The 15,468-nt window shown below is 65.1% G+C and carries 16 protein-coding genes and 1 pseudogene; 6 read left to right on the plus strand and 11 right to left on the minus strand.

The genetic code is table 11. The features are described from left to right. The first annotated feature begins 61 nt into the window (after nucleotides 1-61). Nucleotides 62-211 carry a hypothetical protein gene (locus tag V3C33_14160; protein XAS66625.1) on the plus strand — a complete coding sequence of 50 codons (150 nt, stop codon included), beginning with the start codon at nucleotides 62-64 and terminating at the stop codon, nucleotides 209-211. A gap of 116 nt (nucleotides 212-327) precedes the next feature. On the opposite strand, the gene V3C33_14165 is transcribed toward V3C33_14160, so the two are convergent. Continuing rightward, entirely contained in the window at nucleotides 328-1,542 is a 1,215-nt protein-coding gene (locus V3C33_14165) for an MFS transporter (GenBank protein ID XAS66626.1), read from the minus strand. A gap of 296 nt (nucleotides 1,543-1,838) precedes the next feature. Further along, complete coding sequence (locus V3C33_14170) at nucleotides 1,839-3,137, minus strand: MinD/ParA family protein (protein ID XAS66627.1); 1,299 nt, start codon at nucleotides 3,135-3,137, stop codon at nucleotides 1,839-1,841. 262 nt (nucleotides 3,138-3,399) lie between these two features. Here V3C33_14170 and V3C33_14175 point away from each other — a divergent pair, with 262 nt between their 5' ends. Both V3C33_14175 and V3C33_14180 read left to right on the plus strand, forming a co-directional pair. Then, nucleotides 3,400-3,873 carry a hypothetical protein gene (locus tag V3C33_14175; protein XAS66628.1) on the plus strand — a complete coding sequence of 158 codons (474 nt, stop codon included), beginning with the start codon at nucleotides 3,400-3,402 and terminating at the stop codon, nucleotides 3,871-3,873. 101 nt (nucleotides 3,874-3,974) lie between these two features. Then, nucleotides 3,975-5,744, plus strand: a complete 1,770-nt coding sequence (locus V3C33_14180; protein ID XAS66629.1) for a hypothetical protein — start codon at nucleotides 3,975-3,977, stop codon at nucleotides 5,742-5,744. 36 nt (nucleotides 5,745-5,780) lie between these two features. Here V3C33_14180 and V3C33_14185 read toward each other — a convergent pair whose 3' ends face one another. The 6 genes from V3C33_14185 to pdhA form a co-directional block, all read right to left on the minus strand. Continuing rightward, nucleotides 5,781-5,939, minus strand: a complete 159-nt coding sequence (locus tag V3C33_14185) for a hypothetical protein (protein XAS66630.1) — start codon at nucleotides 5,937-5,939, stop codon at nucleotides 5,781-5,783. 197 nt (nucleotides 5,940-6,136) lie between these two features. Further along, the gene (locus V3C33_14190; protein ID XAS66631.1) at nucleotides 6,137-6,280 is read right to left on the minus strand and encodes a hypothetical protein; all 144 of its coding nucleotides are present in this window, start codon (nucleotides 6,278-6,280) and stop codon (nucleotides 6,137-6,139) included. An 81-nt stretch (nucleotides 6,281-6,361) separates the two neighbouring features. After that, nucleotides 6,362-7,177, minus strand: coding sequence for an MBL fold metallo-hydrolase (locus V3C33_14195; protein XAS66632.1), 816 nt, complete (start codon nucleotides 7,175-7,177; stop codon nucleotides 6,362-6,364). Nucleotides 7,178-7,444: 267 nt separating this feature from the next. Continuing rightward, nucleotides 7,445-9,037 carry a dihydrolipoamide acetyltransferase family protein gene (locus V3C33_14200; GenBank protein XAS66633.1) on the minus strand — a complete coding sequence of 531 codons (1,593 nt, stop codon included), beginning with the start codon at nucleotides 9,035-9,037 and terminating at the stop codon, nucleotides 7,445-7,447. Nucleotides 9,038-9,039: 2 nt separating this feature from the next. Continuing rightward, on the minus strand, nucleotides 9,040-10,152 hold the full coding sequence (locus tag V3C33_14205) for an alpha-ketoacid dehydrogenase subunit beta (GenBank protein XAS66634.1): 1,113 nt from the start codon (nucleotides 10,150-10,152) through the stop codon (nucleotides 9,040-9,042). Continuing rightward, complete coding sequence (gene pdhA / locus V3C33_14210) at nucleotides 10,149-11,387, minus strand: pyruvate dehydrogenase (acetyl-transferring) E1 component subunit alpha (protein ID XAS66635.1); 1,239 nt, start codon at nucleotides 11,385-11,387, stop codon at nucleotides 10,149-10,151. Before pdhA ends, V3C33_14205 begins: the two co-directional genes overlap by 4 nt. A 159-nt stretch (nucleotides 11,388-11,546) precedes the next feature. Here pdhA and V3C33_14215 point away from each other — a divergent pair, with 159 nt between their 5' ends. Next, entirely contained in the window at nucleotides 11,547-12,011 is a 465-nt protein-coding gene (locus tag V3C33_14215) for an Lrp/AsnC family transcriptional regulator (GenBank protein ID XAS66636.1), read from the plus strand. Nucleotides 12,012-12,296: 285 nt separating this feature from the next. On the opposite strand, the gene V3C33_14220 is transcribed toward V3C33_14215, so the two are convergent. Both V3C33_14220 and V3C33_14225 read right to left on the minus strand, forming a co-directional pair. Continuing rightward, nucleotides 12,297-12,827: a hypothetical protein gene (locus tag V3C33_14220; GenBank protein XAS66637.1), complete on the minus strand. Its 531-nt coding sequence runs from the start codon at nucleotides 12,825-12,827 to the stop codon at nucleotides 12,297-12,299. Next, nucleotides 12,824-13,222, minus strand: coding sequence for an acyltransferase (locus V3C33_14225; protein XAS66638.1), 399 nt, complete (start codon nucleotides 13,220-13,222; stop codon nucleotides 12,824-12,826). Before V3C33_14225 ends, V3C33_14220 begins: the two co-directional genes overlap by 4 nt. Nucleotides 13,223-13,328: 106 nt before the next feature. On the opposite strand from V3C33_14225, the pseudogene V3C33_14230 reads away from it, so the two are divergent. Together V3C33_14230 and V3C33_14235 are read left to right on the plus strand one after the other, a co-directional pair. Further along, nucleotides 13,329-13,490 (plus strand): annotated as a pseudogene (locus V3C33_14230) (IS1380 family transposase). 481 nt (nucleotides 13,491-13,971) lie between these two features. Then, nucleotides 13,972-14,142 (plus strand): hypothetical protein, encoded by a 171-nt coding sequence (locus V3C33_14235; GenBank protein XAS66639.1) that lies wholly within the window; start codon nucleotides 13,972-13,974, stop codon nucleotides 14,140-14,142. A gap of 463 nt (nucleotides 14,143-14,605) precedes the next feature. On the opposite strand, the gene V3C33_14240 is transcribed toward V3C33_14235, so the two are convergent. Continuing rightward, on the minus strand, nucleotides 14,606-15,091 hold the full coding sequence (locus V3C33_14240; protein XAS66640.1) for an acyltransferase: 486 nt from the start codon (nucleotides 15,089-15,091) through the stop codon (nucleotides 14,606-14,608). Nucleotides 15,092-15,468 lie beyond the last annotated feature (377 nt).

The raw sequence follows: 15,468 nt of genomic DNA on the forward strand, positions 1-15,468 counted from the left end.
CCGCACGCCGCACGCCGCACGCCGCGCACCCCTCGAAGATAGCCCACTTCCCAACTTCATCGTGGCACCGTCCGTGGTCCCGGGCACTGCAGTGCAGGGTTCCTACAGCCATTACTCGCTGCTGCGTGCCACCGAAGAGATGCTGGGCGTCAACGCCTTCCCGCTCAACGCCGGCACCGCGCTAAGCCTGCGTCCGCCGCTGAATCTGTAGCAGTACTTACGACATCCGGCCAAGGAAAACAAGCCCGGCCGGATGTCGTTGTCGGCGGGACTTCACAGTACGCCGCCCATACGGACCAGCGGCCGTGCGGCGGGCCAACTGGCGGGTCAGTAGTTCCGGCGGTGCTTGAGGCGGGGAATCACGACGGCGAACACGGCTGCCGCTGCGAAGCCCAGTACGCCGGTGGCTGAGACCCCCGCGCCCAGTGACACCGCGGCGGTCACCGCGGAGAGCAACACGGGACCGCCGGTGGATCCGGCGTCGGCGATGAACCGCCACAGCCCCAGGAACTGCCCGCGCCCGCGGTCCGGTGAGAAGTCGGCGCCCAGGGTCATGATCAGGCCGGAGCTGATGCCGTTGCCGAAGCCGATCAGAAGGGCGGCGAGCAGCAGTCCCGTAAAGCTCCCGGTCAGCGGGATCAGCAGGAGCGCGGCGCCCATGATCACGGTCGACGGCACGGCCACCCATTGCCGGCCCTTGCGGTCCATGAGTTTGCCGGCCGGGTAGAACACCAGCATGTCCATCGCGCCGGACAGGCCGTAGATGAGCGAGGCCTGGGTGGCGTCCATGCCCAGGTGGTCGGCCCACAGCGGGATCACCACCTGCCGTGAAGCGCGGAGTGCGCTGAGGAGCAGGATGCCGATGCCCACGGTGAGGAACACCCCGGCATGGGAAACAGTCACGCCGCGGAGTGTGGGTTCGGGCCCGTGCGCGCCGCCGGCTGAGCCCGGTGCAACCAGATCCGGTATGGTCACGGACAGGACGGCGGCCGCAGCCATGGCCACGACGCCCACCCAGTAGGCGCCGCTGATGCCGGCGAACTGCATCACCCCGGCCCCCACAAACGGGCCGATGAAGATGCCGATCCTGCTCACGCCGCCCAGCGTTGAAAGCGCCCGCGCCCGGAATTCAACAGGCACGGCCTCGGTGAGGTATTTCTGCCGGGCCAGGCTGAAGACGCTTGCTGACATGCCGACGACCACCATCGCCACGGCGAGCAGCCACAGTCCGTTGGGAATCACCGAGGACAGAGCTGCAGCTACCAGGGCCAAGGCGCTGGCGGCGGCTGCTCCCACGATGGACCAGCGTTCTCCGAACTTGAGCGTGATGACGGATGCGGGCAGGTTGAAGAACCAGGAGCCCAGCCCGATCAGAGTGACAATCAGCGCGGCAGCAGCCACCGAGGCACCAAGGTCCCGGGCGGACAGCGCCACCACCGGAAGGATGGCTCCTTCGCCGATGCAGAAGAGCAGCGCTGGCCCAAAAGCAGGAACGGCAATGCCGCGGAGGCTGAACGGTGGCGGGTCGGCAGGCGGAGTCATCAATTTTATCCTAGGGCCACTCCGGGGCGGGACTTCAAAGCCCTGTGGCGCCATGCTCCGATGTCGACTTACTGGGCCGCATTCGGGGCTTCGCATTCCGCGCGGCACTTCTCGCCGCATCTGCTACTAAATATTAGTAGCCCAAACTTTCACAAGCAGCAGTTTGCGAAAGGACGCCTACCGTCCGAAAGCGCTGCGCAAACGGACCCGCGACACGGAAAAGGACGGGCGCTGCGCGGATCCGCGCAGCGCCCGTCCGTTTGAGCAGCGGAAATCCGACGACGGCGGGACCCGCCTTAGCGGTAACCGTCCACTATCGCCGCGGCGATTTCCTTATACGCACGCCGGGTTTCGGGGCGCAGCACCTCAAGGGTGACCAGATCGCCGTCGGCCACTCCCCTGTCGTGCGGCACGGCGATCAGCTGGCGGCAGATGCCGGAGAGGTGTTCCTCAATGGCGTCCTTGTCTACACGGGAGGAGACCTCGTCCTTGTCCGTGATGACCACAATCGCGTTGCGGGCCAGGTCCTCGTAGCCGTGGCCGGCGAGCCAGTGCAGGGTGCTGCGGGCGCGCTTGGCGCCGCTCACCGCGTAGCCGGCGGCGATGATGATGTTGTCCGCTGACTGCAGGATGCCGCTCATGGCGTTGTGGGTGACGCCGGTGCCGCAGTCGGTCAGCGCAACGGAGTAGTAGCTGGAGATCAGCTTCCGGATCCGCAGGTATTCCTCCGCGGTGAGCGAGTCCGAGACTTCGGGATCCTGCTCGCCGGCAATGAGGTGCAGCCGGCCCGCGTGGTGCATGTAGCGCGAGAGGGCCGTCAGTGAATCGATGGATTCGATGTTCTTGAGCAGATCGGTGATGGTGCGCGGGGTGGCCTGCTGGTAGATGCCTTCGCCCAGGGCGCGCTCCACGAGGTCGCCGGAATCCGGATTCGCGTCGATGGAACACGGCGGATCGCCGCGGAATTCCGCGAGGGTAAGCCCGACGCCGACTGTTGTGGAAGTCTTGCCGATCCCGCCTTTGAGACTCAGCACCGCAGTGTTGAAGCTGCCCTGCAGCTGGCGGGAGATGCGCTTGGCGAGTTCGTCTTCCTCGCGCTGCCTGGCGCCGGGACCCATGTTCACGGTGCCGCCGGAGATGGCGTAGACGGCGCCGCGGAAGCCGCCCACGGGGCGCGGCTTCTGCTCCTTGACGAAGAGCCCGGGTGAGCTGATGAAGTCCGGCAGGGGTGAACCGGCAATGGCTACTCGTGCGGTTTCGCGGACGGCGCCGGTGCTGGATTCGCCGTTTTCTGTGGCCTCAGCTGACGGCGCAGCCGGTGCCGGAACGTCGTCAATCGGGGAATCACCGGGTTCCAGGGCTGCGTCGGCGACGGCGGCCGCCTCCGCCCAGGAGCTGCGGCGCGTTACGGCGGGCTGTCCGCCGCCGTCGCCGTTGGAGGAGTCAATGGTGGTGGGGGTGACGGCTGGCATGGTTCCTGTCCGGGCATCCGAAAGCTCGCCGTCCGCACGACGAAGGTCGCGGCGACGGCGCAGTTGAGGTTGCCCTGCATGGTCTGCAATGGCACGTGCGTTGTTATCCGCGGGATCGGGCATGTCTATCCCCCCAGGACTTGCGGCAAAAGTATGTGCGGCACTTTTCTGACTGTTTCAAACAGCAAGTCTAGGCGCTGGGACCGAAATTGACGGATCGGCCGGGTTCAGCGCAAGGGCCTTGAGCTGCTCACAGCAAACGTTTCGTCAATCTTGAGCCTTCCTTGCGGGGAACTTGATCCCGGTCAGCGAGTGTTACCTCCATCGGAGCCGGTAGGGCGCTCCAACGCGAGCGACTACCGCACATACTTTAGGGGAGTACATATTGGCACAGATCACCGGACGCAAGAAGCGCATCATCATCACCACTGCCGCAATGCTGGCACTCGGCGGCGGCGCGGCCTTCGCCTACTGGAGTGCAACTGGTGCCGCTACCGGCGCTGCAGGAACCGGGACCAGCGTTCCGTTTACCGTGACCACCGCGGGAGCAACGGGTGATCCGCTCACGCCGGGCGGCCCCACCCAGACGGTCGGATTCACGGTCAAGAATCCCGGATCGGGCTCCCAGAACCTGTCCAGCGTTGTAGTCACCGTTGCTAACTCCGACGGCACCCAGTGGACGGCAGCGGCCGGCTGTTCGGCAGCCGACTACACGGTGGGCACACCCGTGGTGACCACGGGACAGATCGCCGCCGGTGCAGATGTGCCCGGCACCGTCACAATCACCATGAAAAACCTTGCCACCAACCAGGACGGCTGCAAGGGTCAGTCCGTTCCGCTGTACGTCGCAGCCCGCTGAAGGACACGGGGGCTGATTGACCTAGCGGACGCATTTACCCTCTGGTTGGGCCACTGACGAGTAGGCAACGCCTCCACCCAAGCCGCGTTGAGGAAGAAGATATGCCAGGCACCAGCAAGCTCAGCTCCGTCGGCGCCCATAGCGGGCGCCGTCCGGGGCTGATGCTGCTTAACCGCTGGGTCAGCCGAAGCGCCATGGTGGTGGCGGCAATTCTGACCGTTGCAATGTTTGGGGCCTCCACAGCGGCTGCCTATTGGAAGGCATCCGGTACCGCCAGTACGACGGCGGCAACCGCCACTCTGCAGCCCCCCACCAGCGTCTCGGTTCCGTCCGCAAGCAGCACCAGCGTCCCAGTCTCCTGGACCGCCTCAGCAGGCACGCTTGCACCGGCCGGTTACTACGTCACCCGCACAACGGGCGCCAGCACAGTGCCGGCGTGCGGAAGCGGGCCCGCTGCACTCATCGCCGGCACATCCTGCACCGACTCCGCCGTCCCGTTGGGCAGCTACACCTACGCCGTGACGGCGATCTACAGGTCGTGGAGCGCGCGGAGCGCGGCGAGCGGCAGCGTTGCGGTTGCCGTTCCGGTTGCCAACAGGCTGGCGTTCACCGTTTCCCCCGGCAATGTAACGGCCGGCGCAGCGATCAGTCCCGCCGTCGCCGTTTCCCTGCAGACGGTTGCCGGGCTCCCGGTCCTTACGGCCAATACTCCGGTGACACTGGGTATCGGCGCCAATCCCGGGGCAGGCACCTTGTCCGGCACAGTGACGGCATCCACCAACTCCATGGGCGTGGCCACGTTCCCCGGCCTGTCTATCAACAAGGCCGGCGTTGGATATTCACTGTCCGCATCCAGCCCGGGGCTGGCTTCAGCCACGGGCAGCGCCTTCAACGTCACGGCTGCGGCCACCAGCAGTCTGGTAATCAAGACCGCTGCCGTGTCCGGCGCGGCGTCCGCGAGCGCCAACCTCGGGCCTATCACGGTGGAACGCCGGGATGCCTACGGGAATCTGGTTACCGCCGGTGCGGTCTCACTGCCGCTGTCATCCAACTCGGCAGGGAGCAGTATTTTCTCGGGAACGGCCGGGGGCGCAGCCGTGACCGCCCTGACGATTCCGGCCGGAGCGTCCTCCGCATCGTTCTACTACGGTGACACCAAGGCGGCTTCGCCGGCCATCACAGTGGGCAGCGGAACCGCCACAGCATCGCAGAACGCCACCATCACTGCGAGCGCCGTGGCCAGGGTCGCCTTCACCAGCATCCCTAGGACGGCAGCGGCATCAGCGACTGCGAACAGCGCGGCCATCAGCATCCAGCGCCAGGACGCTTTCGGCAACCCGGTCGCGGCGCCGGCCGGGGGGACTTCGGTGTCATTGGCATCCAACTCGGCCGGGACCAGGATCTTCTCGGCAACTCTGGGCGGCGCAAGCGTCACGTCCGTAACGATTCCGGCCGGCTCGTCCAGCACGTCATTCTTCTACGGAGACACCAAAGCAGGATCTTCCACCATCACTGTCAGTGGCACAGGGCTAACACCTGACTCGCAAACCGCCACAGTCCTCGCGGCAGCCCCGTCCAGGCTGTTGTTTGGCCAGCAACCCACCATTACGGCGAAGGGCGCACCCATCTCACCGGCGGTGACGGTGTTGATCGTTGACCAGTTCGGCAATCGGACTGCTAGCACCGCCTCGGTGTCCATCGCCAAGACCGACGTGCAGGGCAATCTGAGCGGAACGCTGGCCAAGGCCGCTATTTCCGGCGAGGCTACGTTCAGCGACCTTTCGATCCACCGTCCCGATACGGGCTACCAGCTGGAGGCAACCAGCGGCGGACTCGTATTGGCCACGAGCGGCAGATTCACCATCTTCTGATCCTCATGGGTGGCATGTCGAAGTCAGGCATTCCTGCTACCCGCGGGATGGCGCCGACGCGGCCGCAAGACGCCGTTGGGCTGGTGAGACTGCGGCACGCCGCTTCAACCGGAGCATCAGATAGAGGACGCTGAAAGGCAGCAGAAGACTGCCCAGGAGGGCGCACAGCGCGAGGACGAAGTCGATGAGAGGCACGGATGAACCTTCTGTTGTCGGCGATACTCTCGAAACGCGCCAACGCGGAATCTTTGCCTGGCGAGCCGAAAGTAACTGGCAGTGGGATCCCCCATGTCGGATCGCCAACCAGACTACTGAAGCTTCATCGGAGTTGTCGAACCGTGTCTAGCCAATCAACAAAAGTTGTCAAGATTGGCAGTTTACTTACGTTCCGCTCAGTACTGGAGGGCGAGTACCGCCACAATGCCCGTGGCCACAGCCAGTACAGCCAGCCCCCAGTAGGCCAGGAGCCGGTTGCGCCGCCTGCCGAGCTCCCGCCTTGAATCCCTGGCAAATTGCCCGTTCGTCCTGTCACCCATGCGGACGATGTTACCTGCACAATGTTTCACCTAAACCAAGTCAAATGATTTGTGACGAACCTCGGTGCATCCGATGCCCGATCAGTGCTGCGGCCGGGTCTCCTGCAGCCGCTTGATGAACCAGCGTGACTGCTCCGGGCCGTAGGGCAGGATGGGAATGGCCTTGGTGGCGTCGTCAGGGGTCTCGCGGATTGATTGCCAGGCCTGCCGGACAGCGGTGGTCATGGTGTTGGCCATGGTCTTGACGAACTGGTCGCTGCAGGGCTCGCCGTGCCCCGGCACCAGGAATTCGTAACGGTGCCGGAGGGCCGACAGGTGCCGTAGGGCGTCGGACCACTCTTCCGGGAAGGAATCTTCGAAGGACGGGTGTGAACCCTGCTCCACGAGGTCGCCTGCGTACAGGGTGGTGGTTGTGCCCACCAGGAGGTCGCCGTCGGTGTGTCCGCGGCCCAGGTAGAAGAGCGTGGCCATCTGCCCGCCAAGATCCACCAGGACGGGCTGGTCCTTGACGATCACGTTGGGAACCACCAGTTCCACGTTGCTGCCCTCGCCTGCTGCCATCTCGGGTTCGAGGTCCGCCACGGACGGGCGCTGGCGGTCGCCGTTTTCCTCGATTTCCTCCGCGCAGTTCTCATGCCCCCAGAACTCCGTGACGCCGTGGTCCGCGAACACCGCGTTGCCGAAGTAATGGTCGTAGTGGGCGTGGGTGTTGACCACCACCAGCGGAAGCTGCGTCTTCTCACGCACGGCGTCCAGGATTTCCCGGCCCTGCCGCGGCCCGCCGCCGGTATCGATCACCATGGCCCGTTCAGTTCCGACGATCAGGCCGGTGTTCAGGAGCGATCCTTGGGTCACCAGCACATAGTTGTCAGGGCCGACGTCGAGCCATCGTGACATTGTTTCTCCGCACTTCGGGGGTACTTTCGCGTCGTCGCTGACGCCGATCAGGTCTCGATTCTACCCGCCGACGGAAGCCAATTCCGGGACCGCCAGCCCAGCATCGTCGTATTGAAAACCGACTGTTCAACACAACAGCTTCTGCGACAAGCAACATAACAAACCACACCACTTCGCACGCAGCCCCGGACGGTAAGTCAGGGGCCGCGTTTGTCGTGATCGTCAAATGGGCGGAGCACTCCGAGTTGCATTAGGTCGCATGGACAGTTACATATCCACGAGCACTGACCCCGGGTTCTCGATCGCGTCCGCAACGTACCGCAGGAAGCCACCGGCCGTCCCGCCGTCGCACACGCGGTGGTCGAACGTAAGCGTCAGCTCCGTGACTTTGCGGACAGCGAGCTCACCGTTGACCACCCAAGGCCTGTCGATGATCCGGCCCACGCCTAGAATCGCCACCTCGGGGTGGTTGATGATCGCCGCCGAACCGTCCACCCCAAACACGCCGTAGTTGTTCAGCGTGAACGTTCCGCTCCCCAGTTCCGCGGGCGTTGCCTTGCCGTCGCGCACGACGGCGGTGAGCCGGCGGATCTCCGCGTCGAGTTCGCGGGCGCTGAGCGTGCCGGCGTTGCGGACGGAAGGAACCATCAGACCGCGGTCAGTCTGGGCTGCGAAGCCGAGGTTGACACCGTCGAACGCGACGATCTCCTGTTTGTCCCCGCCCGCTGCGTCTTCGGTGGTGACGATCCTGGTGTTGAGTTCGGGGAACTTCTTTAACCCGGCTGTGACAAAACGGGCGATGAAAGCCAACAGGCCAGGAGTGTTGTGCGGATCAGACTTCTTGAGCCCGGCCCGCAGCTCCACGAGCGCCGTGGCATCCACGTCCACCCAGACCGTGGCTTCCGGAATTTCCGAACGGCTGCGCGACATGTTCGCGGCAACGGCTTTCCGGACGCCCCGGAGCAGGGTGCGTCCGGAGATGCCGAGGCCAGTGCGGGCATCCGTATCGCCGCTGGTTGAGCGTATCGAAACCACCGGAGCCCCGCTGGTTGAGCCTGTCGAAACCGTCGGAGCCCCGCTGGTTGAGCCTGTCGAAACCGTCGAAGCCGTCGCCGGTTTGATCGCCGCTTCAACGTCTCGGCGCATTATCAGTCCGCTATCGCCCGATCCCTGCATGGCTCCAAGATCGATACCATGGTCGCGCGCCATCCGGCGAACCAAGGGAGAAATCACGGCGCCAAGCCTCCCCGGCACGCGAGTTCGCAGGAGTAGGAGATCGTCGGCAGCCTTCTGGATCGCAGCGTCCGGGGTCCCGACCCCGGTGGTTGAGCTTGTCGAAACCGCCGAAACCCCGCTGGTTGAGCTTGTTGAGCTTGTCGAAACCGCCGAAACCCCGCTGGTTGAGCTTGTCGAAACCTTCCGCGCCCGGGTCCGGCGCACTTGTCCGTCGCCACCGGGAGTGCCGTAGCCGATGAGGACGTTGCCGGAGCCGGCTTTCTCCTCGGTTCGGTAGGTCTCCGCCGGGGTTTCGACAAGCTCAACCAGCGGGGAGCCGGTTTCGACAAGCTCAACCAGCGAGGGTTTGGCTTCGACAGGCTCAACCACCGGGCCGGACGTCACCGAGATCAGCGGCTTTCCTACGTCGAGCGTCTGGCCCGGCTCGCCGTGCAGCACGGCTACGGTGCCGGCGTACGGGGACGGCACCTCCACCATGGACTTGGCGGTCTCCACTTCGGCGATGGGCTGGTCCACACGGATCTCGTCGCCCACGGCTACGAGCCAGTTCACCAGTTCGGCTTCTGTGAGGCCTTCGCCGAGGTCGGGCAGCAGGAATGTCTTCATTTCATTGGGTGCGCTCATGATCAGTCTTCCCACTGGAGGTCGTCCACGGCGTCGAGGATGCGGTCCACACCGGGCAGGTAGTAGTGCTCGAGTTTCGGTGCCGGGTACGGGACGTCGAAGCCTGTCACGCGCCGGATCGGCGCCGCTAGGTAATGGAAACAGCGTTCCTGGACGCGCGCCACAATCTCGGATGAGACCGACGCGAAGCCATGTGCCTCGGCGATCACCACGGCGCGGCCGGTCTTGCGGACCGAGGCGCAGACGGTTTCGTCGTCGAACGGCACAATCGAGCGGACGTCGATGACCTCCAGCGAGCGCCCTTCCTCGGCGGCCGCTGCCGCGGCGGCAAGCGCGGTGGGGACTGAGGGGCCATAGGCGATCAGCGTTGCGTCAGTGCCGGGACGGGCGACGGCGGCACGGCCTTCCGAGGAAGTCCCGCCGTCGGCGTTCGCCTGGTGTTCAGAACGCAAAGCGTCGAGGTCGACCTGGTCCTTGGACCAGTAGAGCTTTTTGGGTTCCATGAACATCACGGGGTCATCGGAGTCGATGGCCTCACGGAGCATACGGTAGCCGTCCGCCACGGTTGCCGGCGTGTAAACCTTCAGGCCGGCGGTGTGGGCGTAGTAGGACTCGGAGGAATCGCAGTGGTGCTCCACTCCCCCGATCCCGCCTGCATACGGGACACGGATGACCATGGGCAGCTTGACGGCGCCCTTGGTGCGGTTGTGCATCTTGGCCACGTGGCTGACGATCTGCTCGAACGCGGGGTAGGCGAAGGCGTCGAACTGCATCTCGATCACCGGGCGCATGCCGTTCATGGCCATACCCACGGCCATGCCCACGATCCCGGACTCGGCCAGCGGGGTGTCGAAGCAGCGCTGTTCACCGAAGGTCTTGGTGAGGCCGTCGGTGATGCGGAAGACCCCGCCCAGCCTGCCCACGTCCTCGCCGAACACCAGGACGGACTTGTCCGCGTGCATGGCGTCTGCCATGGCCGTGTTCAGTGCCTTGGCCAGGGTGATGGTCTGCGGGCCGGTGGTTTCAGCGGTTGCTGCTGCCGTGGCCGCGGCGCGGGCCGTGGCGGAGCTGACGTTGCCGTTGGCCTCGGAGGAGGTGGTGATGGTGGGGCTCATTTTGCGGCCTCCTCTGTGTTAGCTGCTTCGCGGGCGAGTTCGCCGGCGAGCATGGCGGACTGTTCCTTCAGTTGCGGCGTGGGGGTGGAGAAGACGTAGCGGAAAAGGTCCTGCGGGTCCACCGGGACGTCCTCGTTCAGGCCGTCTCGCAACTGTGTGGCAACTGCCGCCGCCTTCGCCGTGATCCGGGATTCGCCCTCGTCGTCCAGCAGGCCGCGGTCCGTGAGGTAGGTCTTCATCCGCGTGAGCGGGTCCTTGGCCACCCACTCGGCGACCTCGCTGTCCTGGCGGTAGCGGGTGGCGTCGTCCGCGTTGGTGTGGGCCTGCATCCGGTAGGTGTGGGCCTCCACGAGAAGAGGACCGGAGCCTTCGCGGGCCAGCTTGACGGCCCGCCCCAGCACGGCCAGCAGGGCCACGACGTCGTTGCCGTCTACCCGTTCGCCGGCCATGCCGTAGCCCACGGCCTTGTGGGCGAGGGACGGCGCCACGGACTGGTGTGCCAGCGGAACCGAGATGGCGTACTGGTTGTTCTGGACAAAAAAGACGACGGGCAGGTGGAAGACGGCGGCGAAGTTCAGGGCCTCGTGGAAGTCGCCTTCGCTCGTGGCGCCGTCGCCGCACATGGCCAGGACCACGGTGTCCTCACCGCGGAGCTTGGCGGCGTGGGCAACGCCGACGCCGTGGAGCAGCTGGGTGGTCAGCGGTGTGCACTGGATGCCCACCTTGTGCCTGGCGGGATCGTAGCCGCTGTGCCAGTCACCGCGGAAGAGCGTCATGGTCTGCACGGGATCCACGCCGCGGGCCATCACGGCCACGGAGTCGCGGTAGGTGGGGAACATCCAGTCGCCGTCGGACAGGCAGAGGGCGGCGGCAACCTGGCAAGCCTCCTGGCCGTGGCTGGAGGGGTAGACGGCCATCCGGCCCTGCCGCACCAGGGCGGAATTCTGGTCATTGACACGGCGTCCGACGACGAGTTGCTCGTACGCCGCCAGCAGCTCTGTGTCGGCGGGAAGTGGATACTCGTGGCCGGGCTCGGCGCCCTGTTCGGAGTGCGGCTTCAGGGTACCGTCCTGGTCCACCATCTGGATCTGGTGGCGGGCGGGCAGCATGTAGTCCTCAACGGTGATGCCGAACTTGCGCACAGCCTCGGCTGCTGCGTCTTCGGTCACGTTGCCCGGCGCAGCATGCGCCGGAGCCTGTTGGCCCTGCGCAGTGTGGTCCGCGGAGATCGTCATTGGTCCGTCCTTCTGTAGCCACTATTCGCTTTCAGTATGGTCCTGGACGATGTTTCGTATCCAGTCCTGGCGCTAATTATGGAGAAGTTGAGGTATTTGGCTTACTCTGAAAGACAAATCGTAAGTGTGAGCTGGATTACGGGCAGGGGTTGTAGACGAATGGGAGGTGCTGAAGCGGAGCAGGTGGTTGCGCCGCTGGACGATGTGGACCGGAATATCATTGCGGAACTGACACGGGACGGCCGGATGTCCGTGACGCAGGTGGCGGAGAACGTCCACATTTCGCGGGCGCACGCCTATACGCGCATTTCCCGGCTGACGGGCGAGGGTGTGCTGACCAAGTTCACGGCGCTGGTGGACCCCATCAAGGCGGGGCTCAAGTCATCGGCGTACGTGACGCTTAAGGTGCGGCAACATTCATGGCGTGAGCTGCGGGAGCAGCTGCGGGCCATTCCGGAAGTCCACCACATTGCGCTGGTGGGCGGCGACTTCGACGTCATACTGCTGGTGCGCGCGGTGGACAACGTCGATCTGCGCCGGGTGATCTTCGATCAGCTGCAGTCAATGCCTGGTGTGCTGGATACCCAGACGTTTCTGGTGTTTGAGGATGTTGATACGCGGTAGGGCGTGTGTGCCCGATGGGACGTCCGGCCGGCCGGCTCCAACTCCCGGGCGGGCTCCGGGACGGGAGGGACGACGTCGGGCTCCAGCCTTGTGGAGGCCCAGCGGCGGATGGGCGTTTCCACAAACCGGAACGACCCGTAAGTCAGCAGCACGGTCAGCGCTGCCGTGAGCGGTACGCGGCCCCACAGTGACGGGACGAGGGAATCAGCAGGAGGAAGACCGGCAGGTGCCAGAGTTAGAGGGCATAGGACAGGTCTCGGCCCGGGTTTGCGAGCCAGGGGTGGCTCAGGAGCCGTGAGGCAAGGCCGTCCGGCCGAAGGACAAGGGACCCGATGACCAGCGCTGCCAGAAGAGCCAGGGCAGTGGGGCCGGCGGTCCAGAAGAGATCAAACCATGTGCCGGGTGTGTCCGGTTCTTTGAACACGAACAGGGCCACCACCAGGGCGAGCCCCGCCACCGGACCGCCCCAGCGTGCACCGGTCCGCAGAGACGTGTGGAACCTCGAGCCCGGGCGGAGGCGAACACCAAGGCCAGCGTGCATCCCAGCAGCAGCTCGTCAGCCCTGGTATCCGGCCCGTTGTAAAGACGGTTCAGCGGGACGACGGCGGATACCAGGAGGAACCGTTCCAGCAGGAACGCCGCCGCCAGGAGGGCCGTGATCCAGGCGACGGTGCGGACCTTCCAGAACCGCAGCATGACCAGCAGGAGCAGGGGCCAGACCAGGTAGAACTGCTCCTCGACGGCGAGGGTCCAGGTGGGGCCCAGCGTTTCGCCGGCAATGGGGTCGCCGAACAGTCCGAAATGGGCCAGGTTCATGACGTAGGCGGCTGCCGGCAGGACGTACGCCTGTTGGCCGCCCCACTCGGAAAGACCAGCCCGACCACAAGGATCACTGCGCAAAGAACCAGGAGCGCCGGCCAGAGCCGGGCAAGCCGCTTGGCGTAGAAGACGCCCAGCCGCAGCCGGCCCGTGGCGCGGTACTCCTTCATGATCAGAAGCGTGATCACGAAGCCACTGAGCGTGAAGAAGACGTCCACGCCGATGGATCCACCGGGGGCGAGCCAGGTTGCGGTATGAAAGAGGAAGACGCCGGCCACGGCAATGGTGCGCAGCCCGTCGAGTGCGTGCTTCCGTCCGGACATCAGCCCGGTTTCGTGCGCGGACGGGCGTTCCGTCATCGTGGTGCGTGCCCCGTGTGACCGAAAATTCACTAAGTAAGCGTATAAAAGGTCCCTCAGTACTTGCTGGGTGCCCGCTGGATGAACCCCTAACGTGAAGCGGGGGCAACCTCGTCGTCGGCGCCGGGCTCCTCGCGGCAGGGCCCGGACCGGCACGATCCGCCGCAAACTCATCCACGTCCCGGCCAGGATCGCCTCCAGCGCCCGGAAAATCCGCCTTCATCTCCCCGAAGCCTGGCCCTGGCAAACACCATTGCAGGCCCTGCTCGACCATCTCTACCCGCCGCCGCAACGCGCCTGAACCCACATCAACAGGCCACACGGCGCAACCAGGACCACCGGTGGAACACCCAACGGCAGCGAGGCCGGCATCCCAGCATGCCCTCAGCCCTCAAAACCGCCGAGCCCGGATTTCAGATCATCCGCTCACGCGGCTCGGTGGATCGAGGCTAGGCAACACAAAACGTTCTGCGCTGCATGCGCCAGGACGACCAACCACGTGACCGTCTATCAGAAGGCCGACGACGGCGGCGCTTTAGTTGCGACGATCCGGTGCGCTGAGCACTCGGATGTGCCCGCCTGCGTCTGATGGGCACAGCTCCCCCTCGCGGCACGCGCCGCTGAGGCGACATAATCGCGTCGAATATTAGGGGAACCGGTGAGCAACAACCAGCAGCCCGGATGGCCGCAGCAGCCCAACAACCAGCCGCAGCGGCCCCCCTACGCCAACCCCGGCCAGCAGCCGATGTTTACCCCGGCTCCCCCGAAAAAAGGGCAAGCCCGTGTGGGGCTGGATGGCCTGCGGAGCGGGAGGACTCGCGGTCACCGTCGTGGCTGGCGTGATGGTGTTCAACGGCCTGACCGGGGGCAGTAAGGAGCTCGTGGCGGCTCCCGATGCGATGGCCAGCAAATCAGCAGCACCTGCCGAATCCGGGAAGGCAACCGCCAACTAGTGAGCCGGGAGCCGCTGTGTACGTCTTTGACGACTCCGACTTCACCAGCGCCACGGTATGGTCCGTCAAGACATCTGAAGGCTGGACCATGGACTCCGCCAAGGGGGGCACGGTGAACTATTCGAGCTCCAGCCTCCAATGCACCTTCACCACCCACCCGGCCATCCTGCCTCCCACCGGCGAAACCGCGGATGAAGCTGCAACAGCGCTGGTCATGGCCTCAGAAGAACCAGCTCAACGGCCGTGCCTCGCAGAGCGTCCAGAGCTGGCAAACGTCGGGCCCTCTTCGGCACTCGCAAAGCCCCGACATCCTGCATGTTTATTCCTTCCCATCGGAAAATGCCGAGATCGGCAAAAGGATCCCGGAATACACGGAAGCCTGCCATGACCCGGCGCCGCATTCGCACAGCACTGCAAGGTAAGGAGGTAAGGATAAATCCCGTCGCTTTGCCGCGGCCTCAGTTCAGATTGACAGTGGCCGCTTCGCCGTCGCGGGGACGCCTGCCCAGAGCTGGTCAGCGGCGCAGTGCCCCCTGACGACGGCGCCCGCGGCGATGATGCAGCCGTCTTCGATGACAGTCCCGGGGAGGATAATGGCTCCGGCGCCGATCCAGACCCCATCGCCGATCGTTACAGGCGCATACGATGGCACGCCTGCCCCGGCTCGCCAGGAAGAAGGCCCGACGTCGTGAGTGGATGTGAGAATCATGGCCTGCGGCCCGATGGCCACCCTTTCGCCTATGACAATCGGGGCCTCGCCGTCAAAGATGACGCCCCGATTGATATACGAACCGCTCCCCACTGTCAGGTTCGGATTGCCGAAGTGGACTCCTGCCTCAATGCCGACTCCCCGGACGTTGAGCCCGGCGAAGGCGAGAATCCGCCACCTTCGGTTAACTGAAACCATCGGGAGCATCGAGAGCCATTTGAGTGCAGGTGCAAGTGCCATGGCACAAGCGTATGTCCTTCCTGGAACCCGTCGGATAAATCCGGCTAACAAGATCCAGTTGCGCCGCGGCACGGCCGCCCAGTGGGCGGCGGCGAACCCTGTCCAGGTGCAGGTGAACCCGGCGTTGAGACGGACACGGGGAGACAGAAGTTCGGCGACGGCGTGAGGGTGGGTGTCCCTCCCGTTCGCCTCAGTCGGGCCCACCGGGCCCCCGAGCACCCGGGCCGGCCACCACGGACGCGTCCCTCCTGACCACCGGAACGGTAAACGATGCATGGCCGCTGTCCGCAGCGGAGCCTTCTGCCACTTATGCGCCAAAGGTTGGGGCGGCGGAACTCCAACCCTTCACCGTCTACGGCAACTCCTACACGTCAGCC

The organism is Micrococcaceae bacterium Sec5.7 (genome assembly GCA_039636785.1).
Taxonomy (GTDB): domain Bacteria; phylum Actinomycetota; class Actinomycetes; order Actinomycetales; family Micrococcaceae; genus Arthrobacter.